Origin of the sequence: Seonamhaeicola sp. ML3 (assembly GCF_023273855.1) — a bacterium.
Classification (GTDB): domain Bacteria; phylum Bacteroidota; class Bacteroidia; order Flavobacteriales; family Flavobacteriaceae; genus Seonamhaeicola.
In genome coordinates this window covers 2102674-2118453 of sequence record NZ_CP096884.1, presented here as the reverse complement: position 1 = coordinate 2118453, position 15780 = coordinate 2102674, and the positions used below count along the sequence as shown (strand labels likewise).

Here is a 15780-nt window from a genome sequence, read left to right as displayed (position 1 = left end):
TTTCTCGTTAACTGCCAATGCCCCTGTTTAGTTTTGTGATTTTACTTTTATTTTTTTTGGTGGAATCACCGATGGCGATATTCCTTTTTCTTTCATTATGTTAATGACATTCGATTCCATTTTGCGCCGCATCAATCTGGTGCGCCCCTCTAAAAATATGGACCGAATTTCTTTCACTTCATTTTTTAATCTTGCGATTTCATATACTTTTTTATCTGCGCTATGCGAACTTGCTATCATGATTATTGACAAAGCCGAAATAAAAAGGATGAACCTCCAATTCTTAAACGAATCATCACTTACCAAAAACGTACCTTTTAATATGCTATATATCCGCTTTTTCATCTATAACTTCTCCGCTATTCTGAGCTTTGCACTTCTCGCCCTATTGTTGACACTTATCTCTTCTTCCGAAGGCACTATAAGTCCGTTTACTTTTTTCAGTGGCACCTCAAAATTCCCGAACATATCACGCTCTGGCTCCCCTTCAAACATGCCGTTTCTTATAAAACGTTTTACCAATCGATCCTCTAAGGAGTGATAAGAGATAAAACTCAACCTACCTCCTTGCACCAAGAGCTCTGGCATTTGCAACAAAAACTCTTTAAGCACTTCTATTTCTTGATTCACCTCAATTCTAATAGCCTGATAAATTTTTGCTAAGACTTTATTCTCGTGCCTTGGCGGTAAAAACTTTCGAAGCACGACTTTCAATTGCTCGCTGGTTTCAATTGGTTCATTTTGCCTATGAGCAACAATCAACCTTGCCATAGCAGGTGCTGGTCGTAATTCACCATATTGAGCAAAAACCTGTCCCAACTGCTCTTCCTCATACTCATTCATCACGTGATAAGCAGACAAATCGCTCTGTTGATTCATACGCATATCCAGCTTAGCCTCAAAACGCGTAGAAAAACCACGTTCCGGAACATCAAACTGATGAGAGGACACACCAAAATCGGCCAACACCCCATCCACTTGCCTGACGCCATGCAAGCGTAAAAAGCGTTTTACATACCTAAAATTTTCATTTATCAATGCAAACCTTGAGTCATCAATCGTATTTTTAAGAGCGTCTTCATCTTGATCAAAAGCGAACAACTTTCCGTTTTCACCAAGCCTGTTTAATATTTCTTTACTATGACCACCCCCTCCAAAAGTCACATCCACATAAACACCATCCGGCTTAATATTTAAACCGTCAACCGTTTCTTTTAGCAGTACCGGATTATGATATTCCATCGTCATCGTCTTGCCCCATAACCTCTTCTGCCAAGTCGGCAAAGTCGAGCGCAGCATCATCAATCGCTTGCTCGTACAGGTCTTTGTCCCAAATCTCAATAATATTGATAGCCGAAGCCACCACGATGTTTTTCGAGATATTGGCAAATACCGTTAAGTCTTTAGGAATTAATAAGCGACCGTTCACATCGACCTCTACCATCTTCACCCCCGCTGTAAACCTTCTTATAAAATCATTATTCTTTTTCTTGAATCTATTGAGCTTATTCATCTTCTGCATCAACACCTGCCACTCTGCAACGGGATACAACTCCAAACATTTTTGAAACACCGAACGACGCAACACAAAACCATCAGCTAGTAATGCAGCCATTTGTTTTTTAAGTGGCGCCGGCATCATTAACCTGCCTTTGGCATCCACTTTACATTCATATGTTCCTGTTAAAAAGCTCAAACGTTGGTTGTTAGGTTTCCCTCTTATGAAATCCAAATATATTGAAAAATTTACCACATTTTACCACTTTATACCACTTTGTTAATAATTTTTCGATTAAATGCATTCACAGACACATATCGAGACCTTAAAACATCAGTAAACACTAATAATCAAAACATTACCATGAGACAGAGTCGTCCCAAATTGTTATCAACATTTCCGTTTTTAAGAAATCTTTCAGCTAAGAGAATATGATTGTAGAAATATGAATGAAATAACTATATTTGTTTTTTAGCAAACGACTAACTATTTAATGACGCACAGGTTAAGAAAAGAAGGCGATTACAGTTATATTGAAGCAGGAGAAGGCACGCCAATCATTGTTCTACATGGACTTATGGGCGGTTTAAGTAATTTCGATGCTGTTATAAATCATTTTAGCCAAAAAGGGTATCAAGTAATTATACCCGAACTTCCTATTTACACCATGTCTCTACTCAAGACCAACGTAAAAAGCTTTGCCAAATACCTCTATGATTTCATTAATTTTAAAGGTTTCAACAAGGTAATCTTATTGGGTAATTCACTCGGCGGACACATAGGCTTATATCATACTAAACTATATTCTGAAAAAGTAAAAGCACTTATAATAACCGGAAGTTCAGGGCTTTACGAAAGTGCCATGGGTGGCGGATATACTAAACGCAGTGATTACGAAGTCATCAAAAAGAAGGCTCAAGAGGTATTTTACGACCCAGAAGTGGCTACCAAAGAAATTGTCGACGATGTTTACGAAACTGTAAACGACCGTAACAAATTGGTAAAAACATTAGCCATTGCCAAAAGTGCCATTAGACACAACATGGCCAAAGATTTACCCAAAATGCATACACCAACTTGCATTATTTGGGGAAAAAATGATAATGTAACACCGCCAGAGGTCGCCGAAGAATTCCATGAACTGTTACCAGACTCTAATTTATTTTGGATTGACAAATGCGGACATGCCGCTATGATGGAACACCCCGATGAGTTCAATGTTATCATGGAAAAGTGGCTTACCGAGAGAGGGTTATAAAACAGAAGTCCGAAAAACAAAACTGTAAACCCATAAAAAAGAGATTCCCGCCGCAGTTTATCTTGAGCGTAGTCGAAAGGCAGGAATGACAAAGCAATGAAAATTAAGTCCGCCGAATTTGTAGTAAGTAATTCTGATGTTGCTAAATGCCCTAAAAGCATGTTACCCGAATACGCTTTTATTGGCAGAAGTAATGTTGGTAAGTCCTCACTTATAAATATGCTCACAGGCAGAAAGAGTTTGGCAAAAACTTCGGGGAAACCAGGAAAAACCCAACTCATTAACCATTTTCTAATCAACAAGAATTGGCACTTGGTTGATTTGCCCGGTTATGGTTATGCCAGGGTCTCAAAATCCTCAAAAAAGGTATTTCAAAAGTTTATTACGCAATATTTTAACAAGCGCCAGCAATTGGTTTGCGGCTTTGTTCTAGTTGATATTAGACATAAACCCCAACCCATAGATTTAGAGTTTATGACTTGGCTGGGCGAAAACGGTATTCCGTTTTGCATTATTTTTACAAAAGCCGACAAATTAAAACCCAAAGCTATAGAAAACCATGTGGAAGCTTACAAATCCATTCTATTGGAAACGTGGGAGGACATGCCCACCTATTTTATCACCTCATCTTCTAAGAGCATAGGTAAGGACGAGCTGTTAGAGTTTATAGATGGTTTAAACAACGACATGAACCAAGAAAACAATCCTACCAATTAAGCAACACAAAAAAGTATGCAAGGCAAAATTAAATTCGTAATCATAGGTTCGGGCAACATTGCCAACACCTATGTTTCTGCTATTCAAAACATCGCTAATGCCGAAATTGTAGCTGCTGTTTCCAAACGTTTAAAAGCTCCTACAAAACAACCAAACCTACCTGCCTTTGCATCCTTAAACGAGGTTACCACAGACTTTGATGCCGTTATAATTTGCACACCTCCAGGACTGCATCACGAAACTGCTATTGAAGCGGCCAAATTAGGAAAGCACATCTTTTGTGAAAAACCCCTAGATGTCACTATTGCGGCTATGGATAACATGATTAACATCTGTAAAGAAAACCAAGTGCTTTTAGGTGTAGCTTATCAACGTCGTTATAGTTCAGACAATCCCGTAGTGAAAGCACTTATAGAAAACAACACATTAGGTAGAATTTTCTCTGTGGATTTATCGGTTAAAAACTACCGAGACGATAGCTACTACAATGCTGCACCTTATCGAGGCACTAAAGCCATTGATGGCGGCGGCCCTTTTGTGCAGCAGGCCTCCCACTACATAGATTTATACTATTGGTATTTTGGCAAACCTTTTAAAATTGTAAGCAAGCTTGGCACATTTGTCCACGATATTGAAGTCGAAGACCACGGTGTTGCTATTTGCACCCATGACAATGGCATGATCAGTACCATTACCGCCTCTACCGCCACCAAACCTGGCTTCCCTGCCAAAATGGAAATCTACACCAGTAAAGGCTACTTAATTCTTGAAAACGATGTGATTACCCATTGGGATATGGAAGGATTAGAAAATCCAACAACACAATCTCAAGACGGCAACACCCACACCGGCGCCGCTACTGCTACGGTTGAAGACACCACCAACCACGAGTTTTTAATTAACGATTTTGTCGATGCTATCCTTACCGGAAAAGCCCCCATCATTTCTGGAGAAAGCGCTAAAAATGCTTCTGAGATTATCTTGGAGATTTATAATAGTTCGTTTTAGGGTTTTACTACGCGAAAAGTAAGAAATAATTGATACATTTGAAGAAGCTGACTATATCCAAACGTCATCATGATTATTAGGTATATCCGACCAATATGGAGATCTAAAGAGGTAATTGGTTTACGTATAAACATGTCGGTAAACATTTGATGAAAGAGAGAATACCATATTTATTAGAAATTTATCGAGCTTTTAAAACAGATAATATCAAATCTCGTTTGAAGCATTTTGATATTCTAACAAATTCTCTTTTTACCCTGACACAAGGCCTTTTCGATAATAAAGTACAAATTGAATATCACCATGCAGAAATTGAAAACAAATTTTTTCGTTATAGCATAGCAAATCAAAGTATTAAAAAACTGTTAGAGGGCAATCGGTTTTTTTTAATTAATAAACAAATAGAGATTACAGACTTGTTTTCGGTATTTGCTTTGACCAGAATGCAAATAGAGTCATTTTCTATCATGTACTACCTCTTCTTTGATAAATTAGAAAAAACAGAAAAGGATTTCAGATATGACATTTACAAATTACATGGTCTTCAAAAACAAAATAAATTCCCGGTTGTTTTCAAAAAAAACGAGGTTAAAAAGAAAAAAATTCAAAGTGACATTTCAGTTCTTGGTGATAAGATAAAAAGCTATCAAGTATTCCAAAATGCAACTGAAAAACAACAAAAAGAATACTTAAATCCAAGACATGCTAAACTCAATTCTACTAAAGATATATTAATAAAAAGTGGAATCGACTCAAACCGAATCAATGACATGTGGAATTTATATTCAAACCATGCTCATGGAGAACATATTAGTGATAGACAGTACAATTATATTTATAAAAACAAAAAGTCAACACTAGAGGAATCAATGACTGTTTTGTCAATTAATACAATCTTGACTTCTAACCTTTGTAAATTAATTTCTGACGAATTCGATGGAGTAAAAAAGAAATATGAGGAACTGTACTTAGGAAATAAAGTACAAATTGAAATATGGAGTAAATTAAAGAAATAAAAAACGTTTGCCAACAAACTTGAAAAAACAAAAATGAAACCCAAAACACTACTACTTACACTACTTATATTTAATAGCTTTGCTTTCGCGCAAACCACCGAAGCACCTATTACCCTTGAAACAAAAACAGGCAATATTGAAGGTTCTCTCATGGCGCCACATAGCACCACCAAAGTTCCCGTGGCATTAATTATTGCTGGTTCTGGCCCTACCGATAGAAATGGCAACAACCCCATGATGAGCAATAATTCCTTAAAAATGCTAGCCGAAGGCTTGTTTGATAATGGCATTGCTTCCCTTAGGTTTGACAAACGAGGTATAGCTAAAAGCAAAAACGCAGGATTAAAAGAAAGTGATTTACGCTTTGAGCATTATGTAGACGATGTTAAGGCATGGATTGACCTACTAAAAAAAGACGCTCGGTTTTCTAGCATCACTGTTATAGGCCATAGTGAAGGCTCCTTGATTGGTATGATTGCTTCCCAAAAAGAAGCTGTAGATAAATTTATTTCTGTTGCTGGAGTTAGTGTTTCAGCGGGCACGGTTATTCAAGACCAAATAAAAGCGCAAGCACCTATGCTATTAGAACAAACCATAGCTATTATTAAAAAAATAGAAAACGGTGAAAACGTAACTGAGGTCCCGCCCATGTTACATGCCATTTTTAGACCTAGCGTTCAACCTTATTTAATCTCGTGGTTTAAATACAATCCGCAGGATGAAATTTCTAAACTAGATAAAGATATTCTAATTATTCAAGGCACTACCGATATTCAAGTAGACACATCGCATGCCCACGCCTTAGCAAACGCCAATAAAAAGGCGAGAAAACATATTTTTGAAGACATGAACCATATTTTAAAACCTGCCAAAATAGATAGAATCCAAAATTTACAAACCTATAGCAATCCAAAACTGCCTTTGGTGGAGGGACTAATTGAAACTATCACTGAGTTCATAAACAACTAACCTCTTATTTTTTTAATGAAATATTTTATACCTCTCCTGCTTTTAATCTTTACCAACTTTAGCCAAGCTCAAGACGAATCACCTAACAAACAAAATAATTTCAGTATCAACATCGGGTATGCATTTAGCCAACCCTATGAAGGCGAGGAATATAACCATGGTGGAAATATTCAATTAGAATACAAGCACATATTAAATAAGTTTATAGACATTAGGCCGTACTTTTCTCTTATGGCTATTAAATCTAATTCTGATGACCTTATACAAGATGGCCCTATTGAAACAGCCACAATGACAACCTTATTAATTGGTGGCAAAACAAGAATAAAAGCCCCTCTCAAATGGTTTGCTCCTTATTTCGAAATTGGTATAGGAGCTTCTTATGGGAGCTTTAAAACAATTTCCGCAAAGCTATCCATTAAAAAAACAGGACTCTTTTATCACATTCCCGCCTCTGTAGGTGTGGAACTCGGCCCAAAGAACAATATAAATTTAGCACTTAATTACTACTACCACCCTAATGTGGAACAAAAAACAGGCATAGCTACAATAGGGTTTTCCCTAAAACTAAAATAGCACTTTAGTTTATTATAAAACGCTGTAAACCCAAAGACGTGACTTCGGAAATTATTGAATCGCAAACCTTGAACCATCTGCTTAAGTTCGTTCATCCTCCCCGCTAGGAGAAAAAAAGTCACCTTACAATAGAATTTGAGTTTCCCCTCTAAAAAGACGAGAGCAAAAGGCGTGTCCTAAAATCAGGAAAATCATAAGCCAAAACCTCCATTAAGTTTAACACATTCCTGCTTTCGCAGGAATGGTGTTAGCTTTTAACATCCAGCGCATCCCGAAGGGCATTACCAATAAGCATAAAAGCCATAACTAAACTCATAATACAAAGCCCAGGAATAATGGCTAAATACGGTTTCCCAAGAATGATATAATTGTAGTGATCTTTAATCATGGCGCCCCAACTGGCCATGGGTGGTTGGGCACCAATACCCAAAAAACTGAGTCCGCTTTCTATCAAAATAGCTGCAGCAAAATTCGCTGCCGATATTACAATTACCGGCGCCATAATGTTGGGGAGAATATGCTTAGTAATGATTCTAAAATCTCCAAACCCTAATGCTCTTGCAGCGGTAACGTATTGCATTTCTTTAGTGCTTATTATTTGTCCGCGGACTACCCTAGCAACCTCAACCCACATGGTTAAGCCAACAGCAATAAATACTTGCCAAAATCCTTTGCCTAGGGCTAATGTTATGGCTATAACCAATAACAATGTTGGGATGGACCAAGTTACGTTTATAAGCCACATGATTATGGCGTCTACCTTACCACCAAAATAACCAGCAAGACTCCCCATTAAAATACCTATTAACAAGGAAATAAACACAGCTACAAATCCAATAAAGAATGAAATCCTAGCACCAACCAACACCCTACTTAACAAATCCCGACCATATTTATCGGTTCCAAAAAGGAAGGTTTTCTCCTCTACAAAGTCGTTTACGTTTTCACCGGGAAACCTATAGAGCGCTACTACCTTATCTAGACCTTTAAGGCCATCGGCCGCGTATTCGGTGTATAATAACGTGTTATTTTTAACTGTATAATTGGAAATAGGTACTTCGGTGTCGGCATTCTTCCTTCCAAAGAAAAACTTATTAAATGAACTTTGCGATTCCTCCAACCCCGAAGGTATGGTTAACATAGTTACCGTAAACCCTGGCTTTTTAGAATGAATGGACAAATGCATTTGGTTAGCGTGCCTGGAACTATCTGGCGCAATCACATAGGCAAATACAGAAATAAAACCTACCAAAATCAGAAAGTAAAAACTGAAAACGCCCCAAAAGTTTTTTTTAAACTTTTGGAGCGCTAAATATCTCAATGAGTTTGGCTTAGACATAAACCAACTATTTTTTCATTTTTTCTTTTGTGGATGCAACTTTATCTATTGGGTAAGAAGTTTTTAAATCTTCTAATACATTTACGGCTTCTTCGACATAAACATCCTTTGCTAAACTTTCATGCCAACGCTCACGCTTTTCTTGTAAATCGGTTGTGTCTTGAGTAAACAGATTTTTTTCGTAGGCATGAGACCTAAAACTTAAATTGGTGGTATATTTAGAAATGGCATCAAAACGCTTACCTTCTTCTTTTTCCAATTCCTGCTCCTTTTTAAAAGTATTATAATTCAAGGAAACCGTTTTAGCTTCATCAATCTTACTTTTTACCCATTTTGCATTTTCCTCGATAAGTTTTAACTGTTCGTTTTGGCTCATACGTGCCTTACTTTTCTTGATAGTTGCATCGTAATCGAAATAATACTCCCATGGTGTGTACTCTGCAGCAGTAATCTCATCGTAAGGTAGCGGATTGTCTTTTTCCTTCTCTCCCACTTCAATAAAACTGAAACGACCAGGCACTTTCACGTCGCTTTTCACACCTTCTAACTGTACAGAGCCACCATTAATTCTGTAATACTTTTGAATGGTGAAGGCTAAGGCTCCTAAATCTCCGTTAGTACTGCTTCTCACCAACTCGTTTAAGTTATAAACACTTTGAACGGTCCCTTTTCCGTAAGTCTGTTCACCGCCTATAACAATAGCTCTTTTATAATCTTGCATGGCTGCGGCCATAATTTCGGATGCTGATGCCGAGATTTCGTTAACCAAAATCACCAAAGGTCCATCCCATGTTATGGACTGGTCTCTATCTTTTAAAACTTCCTTATTGGCACCCGTAGAACGCACCTGAACAATAGGTCCATCTTTGATGAATAAACCAGCCATATCAACTACGGTTGGCAGAGAACCTCCTCCGTTGTTTCTTAAATCGAGGATAAGACCTTCCATGCCCTCTTCTTTTAAACGCTCAATTTCTCTTTTTACATCTTGCGCTGCGTTTATGTTCTTGTAGTCATTAAAATCGACATAAAATTTCGGTAGATTAATAATCCCAAATGTCTTCCCATCTTTTTCTACCACCGATGATTTAGCGTAGGTTTCACCCAACTCCACAACATCCCTAACAATGGTAACGTCTTTGATAGTACCGTCTACTTTTTTTATGGTCAAGGTTACTTTTGTGCCTTTAGGCCCTTTTATGTATTTGATAGCATCATTAATGCGCATACCAACAATATCGATTGGGAATTCTTCATCCTCCTGCTTCACCTTAAGAATAACATCTTCTACTTCAAGCTCCTTACTTCTCCATGCTGGCCCTCCAGAAATCAATTCCACAATTTTAATGTAATCCATTCGTTTCTGAAGTCTGGCACCAATACCTTCTAACTTCCCAGACATATCCATATCGAAAGCCTCTTTGTTTCTTGGAGCTAAATAGTAGGTGTGAGGATCAAACTCTTCAACTATGGTGTTTATGTAGATTCCAAATCTATCCTCTCTTTTTAAATCATCAATAACATCACTGTAGATACTTTCTATAGACTCAAAAGCCGCTTCCCTTGCTTGTTTTTCAATTTCCTCATCACTTTTCATCACATAAGAAGGGTCCTTTTCTTTCTTTTGCTTTTCCTCTATTTTGATGTCATCGTAATTAGACAAGGTACCGAATTTCATATGCTTTCTCCAACGGTCTTTGAGCTCTTTTTTGTTCTTGGCAAAACTGTGCTTATCGTAATCTGTATCTACAGTTTCATCGATAGTATAATCGAATGGTTTAGAAAATACTTCTCTGTAAATTTCTTTAGCTTCTTCAATGCGTTTTTCAAGTCTATCGTATGTGATATTGAAAAAAGTAACATCGGTTGCCTTTAGTTGATCATCTAACGTGTACTTGTATTTTTCAAAATCCTTAATATCCGATTCGTAGAAATAGCGCTTTAACGGATCCATTACATCTATATAATTCTGAAACAGATTTTCAGAAAAAGAATCATCCATAGCTATAGGATCAAAATGACCACGCTCCAAAACAAAAGTTATTATTTGAACGAGTAATTTATCCTTATCTGGGTTATCGAATGTTTTTGTGGTAAAACTGCACGAGGCAAAGGCTAAGAGCAGCAGTAATGATAGAACTTTATAATTCCTTTTCATAATTTTTCTCATCAATAGTTTTTTTGGCGTCCTATTAAAAATAGTAATAATTCACTAAAATAAAGAAAAAACTATGCCAACATCGGCAAATACCCCCTAATTTTTTGTTAAAGGAGAGAAAACAAGGGTTTCCTTGTGAAATTATGTATTTTAGCGGTGTTTTTATCACTCAGGTCATGACAGAAAAACCCCTTATTCTAGTGACTAACGACGACGGCATCAACGCCCCGGGCATTAGAACTTTAATAAACATAATGAATACTATTGGTAATGTTGTCGTAGTTGCACCAGACAGTCCGCAAAGTGGTATGGGGCACGCCATTACTGTAGATGCTACTCTTTATGTTAATAAGGTTACCATCGATAATGGCCCACAAACGGAATACCGATGTTCTGGAACCCCAGCAGACTGCGTAAAACTGGCCATTAGGGAACTATTGGACAGAAAACCAGACCTGTGTGTATCTGGTATTAACCACGGCTCTAATGCCTCAATCAATGTTATTTATTCGGGCACAATGAGCGCAGCTGTAGAGGCCGGTATAGAAGGGATTCCTGCTATTGGTTTTTCTCTGCTAGATTATTCTTGGGATGCTGATTTTCAGGCTTCGGAAGCCTTTGTTAAGAGGATCACTAAAGAGGTCTTAAATAACAAACTACCCAAAGACACCGTACTTAATGTTAACATTCCGAATATCCCTGAAAAGGATATCAAAGGCATAAAGGTTTGCAGACAAGCACGAGGAAACTGGGTGGAAGCTTTTGATAAACGTGTAAACCCTACGGGTAAGGATTACTATTGGCTCAGTGGTAAATTCGTAAATCTCGATGGCGGTAAAGACACCGATGAATACGCCCTAGAAAACGGATATATTTCTGTGGTTCCCACCCAATTCGATTTAACAGCGTATTCAGCAATAAAAACAATTAACAATTGGAACTTTAACGATCCTAATTAATATATGAAAAAGGACATTTTTATTGGTATTTTTGTTGGTTTGGTAGCCAATGCTATTGGCTTGATAGCAACAGCTTCCTTACTGGGAAACGGCGATGATTTTACAACCGTAATTAAAGCTGCAGCCGATGAGGGTTTTTTAGGAAAACTAATTAGTTTGGGTGCTGTTTTAAATTTAATAGCCTTTTTTATTTTTATAAAGAAAAAGCAAGATTATAGAGCTAGAGGCGTACTATTAATCACTGTTTTTATTGCAGTTTTTACTTTTGTTTTTAAATTGTTCTAAATACTATCGATTTGATTAATGCCTTATCAAATTCAATTTTTAATAGCCAATTCATTTCTTAAACGAGAAGTAAACCCTAAAACCAAAAACACTTAGCATTACGTGAAATATTATATACTTGCAGGAGAAGCTTCCGGAGACCTACATGGCTCTAACCTTATGAAGGCTTTATATCGCCAAGACGTTCATGCCGACATTCGTTTTTGGGGAGGCGACCTCATGGAATCCACTGGCGGCACCCTTGTTAAACATTACAAAGAACGTGCGTTTATGGGATTTTCTGAAGTGATTATGAACCTCAGAAAAATATTTAAACTCATTTCTTTTTGCAAGGATGACATCAAGGCATTCGAGCCAGATGTTGTTATTTTTATCGATAATTCTGGTTTTAATTTACGTATTGCAAAATGGGCAAAAGCCGAGGGCTTTAGAACCAATTACTATATTTCACCTCAAGTTTGGGCATCTAGAGCCAGCAGGGTCAAAGCTATTAAGCGCGATATAGATGCTATGTTCGTTATCCTTCCCTTTGTTAAACCATTTTATAAAAAATACGGTTATCATACCGAATTTGTTGGCCATCCTTTAATTGATGCCATTTCTGATAGAGTACAAGTTGATGATTACGAATTCCGAAAAACACACAACTTAAGCGATAAACCCATTATAGCATTGTTACCAGGAAGCCGAAAACAGGAAATAACGAAAATGCTTTCGGTCATGTTAAGTTTAGTGGATGATTTCCCAACGTATCAGTTTGTTATTGGTGGCGCTCCAAGCCAAGACTACAGTTTTTATGAGCAGTTCATTACAACAGACCATGTTAAGTTTATACCAAACAAAACCTATGATTTATTGAGTGTATCGCATGCAGCCTTGGTAACATCGGGGACAGCAACTCTAGAAACCGCTTTGTTTAAAGTACCTCAAGTGGTTTGTTACAAAGGCAGTGCCATCTCCTATCATATTGCTAAACGCATTATTACACTTAAGTTTATTTCACTTGTAAACCTCATAATGGACAGGGAAGTTGTCACTGAACTCATTCAAAATAATTTCAACAAGAAAAACTTAAAGTTAGAATTAGAAAAGATTCTGGACACCCAAAATCGAAAAAAGCTTTTTGAAGATTATTACGAACTCGAAAAAGCGCTTGGAGGTAAAGGTGCTAGTGAAAAAACAGCGACATTGATTTACGAGGGGCTTTCTTAACTTATTCCAACCAAGATTTAAAATCTTTTACACGTTCTCTCGCCACAATAACATCTTGCTCTTTGTAAGAGTTCAATTTAATTTGCAACCTTGAATTGGTGTAACTTACCATATCCCTAATGGCATTGATATTCACATAGAATTTTCGGTTTATCCTAAAGAATGAGCGAGGTTCCAGCTCGTCCTCGAGTTGGTCTAAAGTTTTATCCAAAAGATAATTTCTACCTTCAGCAGTATGTAAATAAGTGCCTTTGTTTTCACTGTAAAAACACTCAATATCGTCAACATTTATGAGTTTTAAATGCTGCCCGACTTTTACAGAAAATCGCTTCTTATATTCCCTATCTATAGGATTGACCAATAGCTTCTTAATATCCGAAAAATCTAAAGTCACAGCCTGTTTTTCTGGAGAACGCTCCTTATACTTATCGACTGCGGTTTTTAAATCTTCAGAATCAATAGGCTTAAGTAAATAGTCGATACTATTGAGCTTAAAGGCCTGAAGTGCGTATTCATCGTAGGCAGTGGTAAAAATTATAGCCGATTTAATGGTTATGGCCTCAAAAATTTCGAAGGACAATCCATCACTTAACTGAATATCTAAAAAAATTAAATCGGGATGTTCGTTCTCCTGAAACCAAGACAAAGATTCCTCTACAGAATGTAGCATCGTCTCGGCTTGAATATTTAACTTTTCGAGCATACGTTGCAAACGTCTTGCCGATGGTTTTTCATCTTCTATAATTATGACTCTCATGTTATTCCCAAATTTTTGTATTATCGTCTTTATCTTTTTGTTTTTCCAAAAATTCACGAGCTTTCTTGTCTTCCCATGATTTAGAGAAAAATGTTTTGCCTTTAAACACCCACCTACCATGCAATATGATAAAAACCGTCCAAGCTATAATTATGATGGAATTAAACCATAGAAAGAAATCTTTGTATGGGTTGTTTTCTCCTAAAATATAAACATTGTACAACAAAAGTACTACAACTATAAAATACCCCACCAAATGCAAATAAAACATTTTAACATGTTTAACCCGCTCTTTAGCTTTGGAATACTTGTTTATATCCTCTTTGGATGCCATGGTCAATTCAATCTCCTTTCATCTTCTTCGAGAAACTTCTTGATTTGTCTCTCTTCCCAAGATTTACTGAAAAATAAATTCTTTCCAAAAACACCAAGGGCATGAAAAGCTAAGCCAATACCCCAAAATATAGGTGTCGCAAAGGTACCAAAGTGCCAAACGTTCCAGTTTGAATTCGCACCGATAGTCACGAAAATAAAAATATTAACGGCCACGTACCAAAAAGCATGGGCATAAAAACCTTTAAGCTCCTTTATTCTTTTTTGAGCTCTTAAATAAGCATCTTCCTTTCTAAATCTATCCTCTGTATTTGTTTCTTCTAATCGTCTCATAAGTTGTTTTTTTTAATTCCATCGAGATGATGATTCCTCATCTCGCATGAACTGTTCAATTTTTCGTTTTTCCCAGTTTCTTCCAAAGGCACCATCGTTTACAAAAACTCTGAAGGCCTGAAACACCAACCCTATTCCCCAACCTAACATGGGAAACCAAAACCATTGGAAGTTCCAATAGGTCTTATAATTGATAAAAGCTAAAAAAGGAATTACAAAAATGTATGATACTAGGCTATAATAAAAGCCTTTAAGCTCTTCTACGTGATTTCGAGCACGCAAATAACTGTCGTCTATTTCATTTGATGATTTTGGTCTCATAACCGATATTTGTTTTGTAAGTATCGGTATAGCTACCGAAAACTTAGTTGATTCTTTATTGATATCTATTTTTCTTGTGGTTAATAAGTCGTAGCGCTGCATAATATTACTTAGGCCGACACCGCTACTCTTTTTCACTATTTGCTTGGGCTGTAGGTTATTCTGAACTATTAAATACCCATCTTCTTCTAAAATCTTTATGTGCAATGGTTTACTAGAGGTAACCATATTATGCTTAACTGCATTCTCTAACAATAACTGAAGCGACAAAGGCACCACCTTGCTTTCTGGATTGATAGCCTTTTCTGGCATGTTAAAAACAATACTGTCTTCAAATCGCATTTTTAACAAAGACATGTAAGTTTTGGCAAACTGCAGTTCTTCATCTACAGAAACTAATTCCTTATTTTTTTGCTCCAAAACATAACGATATACTTTAGACAACGAAGTTGTAAAATCTTGTGCTTTATCTGGATTCTCATCAATTAAGCTAGTTAAAACATTTAGACTGTTAAACAGAAAATGTGGGTCTAGCTGATTCTTTAAAGCATCGAATTTAGCACTAGCGGTACCAGCAATTACCTTTTGCTCTTTTATTCTGTTTTGTTGATATCTATTATAAAAATAAATAGCATGGAATATTAATAAAGCAATGAGCGTAACCCATAGACCAAATTCATAATTACCAAATGATTGATTTGATAAAAACTGCTGAACAGACCAACCTCTTAAACTTACAGCGACCAGCAAATTCATAACAAACAAACACGCTAGAGTAATTAAAGTTGCACCAAAAACTCCTATTAAAATACGCTTTACGGTTTCATTTTTCTTCCAAAAGCGATTATTCATATAATCGAAAAAATACATGTTGGAAAACCCGATAACGAACGAGTAAAGTTGATAAAGCACAAAGCTTAGCAATAATTCTTCGGTACTTTTATTATCAAACCCATCAGAAAGGAAGCTCCCAGCTAAAAACACGGTTATTCCAATTATAAAACAGATTATTATATTTTTAACTAGGTGTTTCATTTCGTT

The 15780-nt window shown here is 36.7% G+C and carries 18 protein-coding genes; 9 read left to right on the top strand and 9 right to left on the bottom strand.

What is annotated here, in order from left to right; all coding sequences use genetic code 11:
- Positions 1–27: 27 nt before the first annotated feature.
- Genes M0214_RS09615 through mraZ form a run of 3 tightly spaced genes read right to left on the bottom strand, consistent with a single transcriptional unit; the run spans position 28 to position 1696 of the window.
- Positions 28–345 carry an FtsL-like putative cell division protein gene (locus M0214_RS09615; RefSeq protein WP_248722353.1) on the bottom strand — a complete coding sequence of 106 codons (318 nt, stop codon included), beginning with the start codon at positions 343–345 and terminating at the stop codon, positions 28–30.
- Positions 346–1242, bottom strand: coding sequence for a 16S rRNA (cytosine(1402)-N(4))-methyltransferase RsmH (gene rsmH / locus M0214_RS09610; protein ID WP_248722352.1), 897 nt, complete (start codon positions 1240–1242; stop codon positions 346–348).
- On the bottom strand, positions 1229–1696 hold the full coding sequence (gene mraZ, locus M0214_RS09605; RefSeq protein ID WP_248722351.1) for a division/cell wall cluster transcriptional repressor MraZ: 468 nt from the start codon (positions 1694–1696) through the stop codon (positions 1229–1231). Before mraZ ends, rsmH begins: the two co-directional genes overlap by 14 nt.
- Positions 1697–1991: 295 nt before the next feature.
- Here mraZ and M0214_RS09600 point away from each other — a divergent pair, with 295 nt between their 5' ends.
- The 6 genes from M0214_RS09600 (at position 1992) to M0214_RS09575 (ending at position 7042) form a co-directional block, all read left to right on the top strand.
- The gene (locus M0214_RS09600) at positions 1992–2756 is read left to right on the top strand and encodes an alpha/beta fold hydrolase (RefSeq protein ID WP_248722350.1); all 765 of its coding nucleotides are present in this window, start codon (positions 1992–1994) and stop codon (positions 2754–2756) included.
- Between the two features lie 96 nt (positions 2757–2852).
- Entirely contained in the window at positions 2853–3473 is a 621-nt protein-coding gene (gene yihA, locus M0214_RS09595) for a ribosome biogenesis GTP-binding protein YihA/YsxC (protein WP_248722349.1), read from the top strand.
- A 15-nt stretch (positions 3474–3488) separates the two neighbouring features.
- On the top strand, positions 3489–4481 hold the full coding sequence (locus M0214_RS09590; protein ID WP_248722348.1) for a Gfo/Idh/MocA family protein: 993 nt from the start codon (positions 3489–3491) through the stop codon (positions 4479–4481).
- Between the two features lie 149 nt (positions 4482–4630).
- Complete coding sequence (locus tag M0214_RS09585; protein WP_248722347.1) at positions 4631–5497, top strand: hypothetical protein; 867 nt, start codon at positions 4631–4633, stop codon at positions 5495–5497.
- Positions 5498–5530: 33 nt separating this feature from the next.
- Complete coding sequence (locus tag M0214_RS09580; protein WP_248722346.1) at positions 5531–6466, top strand: alpha/beta hydrolase; 936 nt, start codon at positions 5531–5533, stop codon at positions 6464–6466.
- A 15-nt stretch (positions 6467–6481) separates the two neighbouring features.
- Entirely contained in the window at positions 6482–7042 is a 561-nt protein-coding gene (locus tag M0214_RS09575) for an outer membrane beta-barrel protein (RefSeq protein WP_248722345.1), read from the top strand.
- Between the two features lie 247 nt (positions 7043–7289).
- Here M0214_RS09575 and M0214_RS09570 read toward each other — a convergent pair whose 3' ends face one another.
- Together M0214_RS09570 and M0214_RS09565 are read right to left on the bottom strand one after the other, a co-directional pair.
- Complete coding sequence (locus M0214_RS09570) at positions 7290–8381, bottom strand: ABC transporter permease (RefSeq protein WP_248722344.1); 1092 nt, start codon at positions 8379–8381, stop codon at positions 7290–7292.
- Positions 8382–8388: 7 nt separating this feature from the next.
- Entirely contained in the window at positions 8389–10539 is a 2151-nt protein-coding gene (locus tag M0214_RS09565; RefSeq protein WP_248722343.1) for a carboxy terminal-processing peptidase, read from the bottom strand.
- A 176-nt stretch (positions 10540–10715) separates the two neighbouring features.
- On the opposite strand from M0214_RS09565, the gene surE reads away from it, so the two are divergent.
- From surE to lpxB, 3 genes are all read left to right on the top strand, one after another.
- A complete protein-coding gene (surE, locus tag M0214_RS09560; RefSeq protein WP_248722342.1) occupies positions 10716–11498 on the top strand; it encodes a 5'/3'-nucleotidase SurE in 783 nt (260 codons plus the stop codon).
- A 3-nt stretch (positions 11499–11501) separates the two neighbouring features.
- Positions 11502–11783: a hypothetical protein gene (locus tag M0214_RS09555; protein ID WP_248722341.1), complete on the top strand. Its 282-nt coding sequence runs from the start codon at positions 11502–11504 to the stop codon at positions 11781–11783.
- A gap of 102 nt (positions 11784–11885) precedes the next feature.
- The gene (gene lpxB, locus M0214_RS09550) at positions 11886–12995 is read left to right on the top strand and encodes a lipid-A-disaccharide synthase (protein ID WP_248722340.1); all 1110 of its coding nucleotides are present in this window, start codon (positions 11886–11888) and stop codon (positions 12993–12995) included.
- Position 12996: 1 nt separating this feature from the next.
- On the opposite strand, the gene M0214_RS09545 is transcribed toward lpxB, so the two are convergent.
- Genes M0214_RS09545 through M0214_RS09530 form a run of 4 tightly spaced genes read right to left on the bottom strand, consistent with a single transcriptional unit; the run spans position 12997 to position 15774 of the window.
- Positions 12997–13752 carry a LytTR family DNA-binding domain-containing protein gene (locus M0214_RS09545; protein WP_248722339.1) on the bottom strand — a complete coding sequence of 252 codons (756 nt, stop codon included), beginning with the start codon at positions 13750–13752 and terminating at the stop codon, positions 12997–12999.
- Position 13753: 1 nt separating this feature from the next.
- Positions 13754–14086 carry a 2TM domain-containing protein gene (locus M0214_RS09540; RefSeq protein ID WP_248722338.1) on the bottom strand — a complete coding sequence of 111 codons (333 nt, stop codon included), beginning with the start codon at positions 14084–14086 and terminating at the stop codon, positions 13754–13756.
- A gap of 2 nt (positions 14087–14088) precedes the next feature.
- A complete protein-coding gene (locus tag M0214_RS09535) occupies positions 14089–14418 on the bottom strand; it encodes a 2TM domain-containing protein (RefSeq protein WP_248722337.1) in 330 nt (109 codons plus the stop codon).
- Positions 14419–14430: 12 nt separating this feature from the next.
- Complete coding sequence (locus tag M0214_RS09530) at positions 14431–15774, bottom strand: histidine kinase (RefSeq protein WP_248722336.1); 1344 nt, start codon at positions 15772–15774, stop codon at positions 14431–14433.
- Positions 15775–15780: the final 6 nt, after the last annotated feature.

Bases quoted from the DNA above. Each gene is read 5' to 3' on its own strand.
- M0214_RS09565 (WP_248722343.1), bottom strand. From the start codon at position 10,539: ATGAAAAGGAATTATAAAGTTCTATCATTACTGCTGCTCTTAGCCTTT.
- surE (WP_248722342.1), top strand. From the start codon at position 10,716: ATGACAGAAAAACCCCTTATTCTAGTGACTAACGACGACGGCATCAAC.
- M0214_RS09585 (WP_248722347.1), top strand. From the start codon at position 4,631: ATGAAAGAGAGAATACCATATTTATTAGAAATTTATCGAGCTTTTAAA.
- M0214_RS09590 (WP_248722348.1), top strand. From the start codon at position 3,489: ATGCAAGGCAAAATTAAATTCGTAATCATAGGTTCGGGCAACATTGCC.
- M0214_RS09615 (WP_248722353.1), bottom strand. From the start codon at position 345: ATGAAAAAGCGGATATATAGCATATTAAAAGGTACGTTTTTGGTAAGT.
- M0214_RS09540 (WP_248722338.1), bottom strand. From the start codon at position 14,086: ATGGCATCCAAAGAGGATATAAACAAGTATTCCAAAGCTAAAGAGCGG.
- M0214_RS09555 (WP_248722341.1), top strand. From the start codon at position 11,502: ATGAAAAAGGACATTTTTATTGGTATTTTTGTTGGTTTGGTAGCCAAT.
- M0214_RS09600 (WP_248722350.1), top strand. From the start codon at position 1,992: ATGACGCACAGGTTAAGAAAAGAAGGCGATTACAGTTATATTGAAGCA.
- M0214_RS09545 (WP_248722339.1), bottom strand. From the start codon at position 13,752: ATGAGAGTCATAATTATAGAAGATGAAAAACCATCGGCAAGACGTTTG.
- M0214_RS09575 (WP_248722345.1), top strand. From the start codon at position 6,482: ATGAAATATTTTATACCTCTCCTGCTTTTAATCTTTACCAACTTTAGC.
- M0214_RS09580 (WP_248722346.1), top strand. From the start codon at position 5,531: ATGAAACCCAAAACACTACTACTTACACTACTTATATTTAATAGCTTT.
- yihA (WP_248722349.1), top strand. From the start codon at position 2,853: ATGAAAATTAAGTCCGCCGAATTTGTAGTAAGTAATTCTGATGTTGCT.
- M0214_RS09570 (WP_248722344.1), bottom strand. From the start codon at position 8,381: ATGTCTAAGCCAAACTCATTGAGATATTTAGCGCTCCAAAAGTTTAAA.
- M0214_RS09530 (WP_248722336.1), bottom strand. From the start codon at position 15,774: ATGAAACACCTAGTTAAAAATATAATAATCTGTTTTATAATTGGAATA.
- rsmH (WP_248722352.1), bottom strand. From the start codon at position 1,242: ATGGAATATCATAATCCGGTACTGCTAAAAGAAACGGTTGACGGTTTA.
- M0214_RS09535 (WP_248722337.1), bottom strand. From the start codon at position 14,418: ATGAGACGATTAGAAGAAACAAATACAGAGGATAGATTTAGAAAGGAA.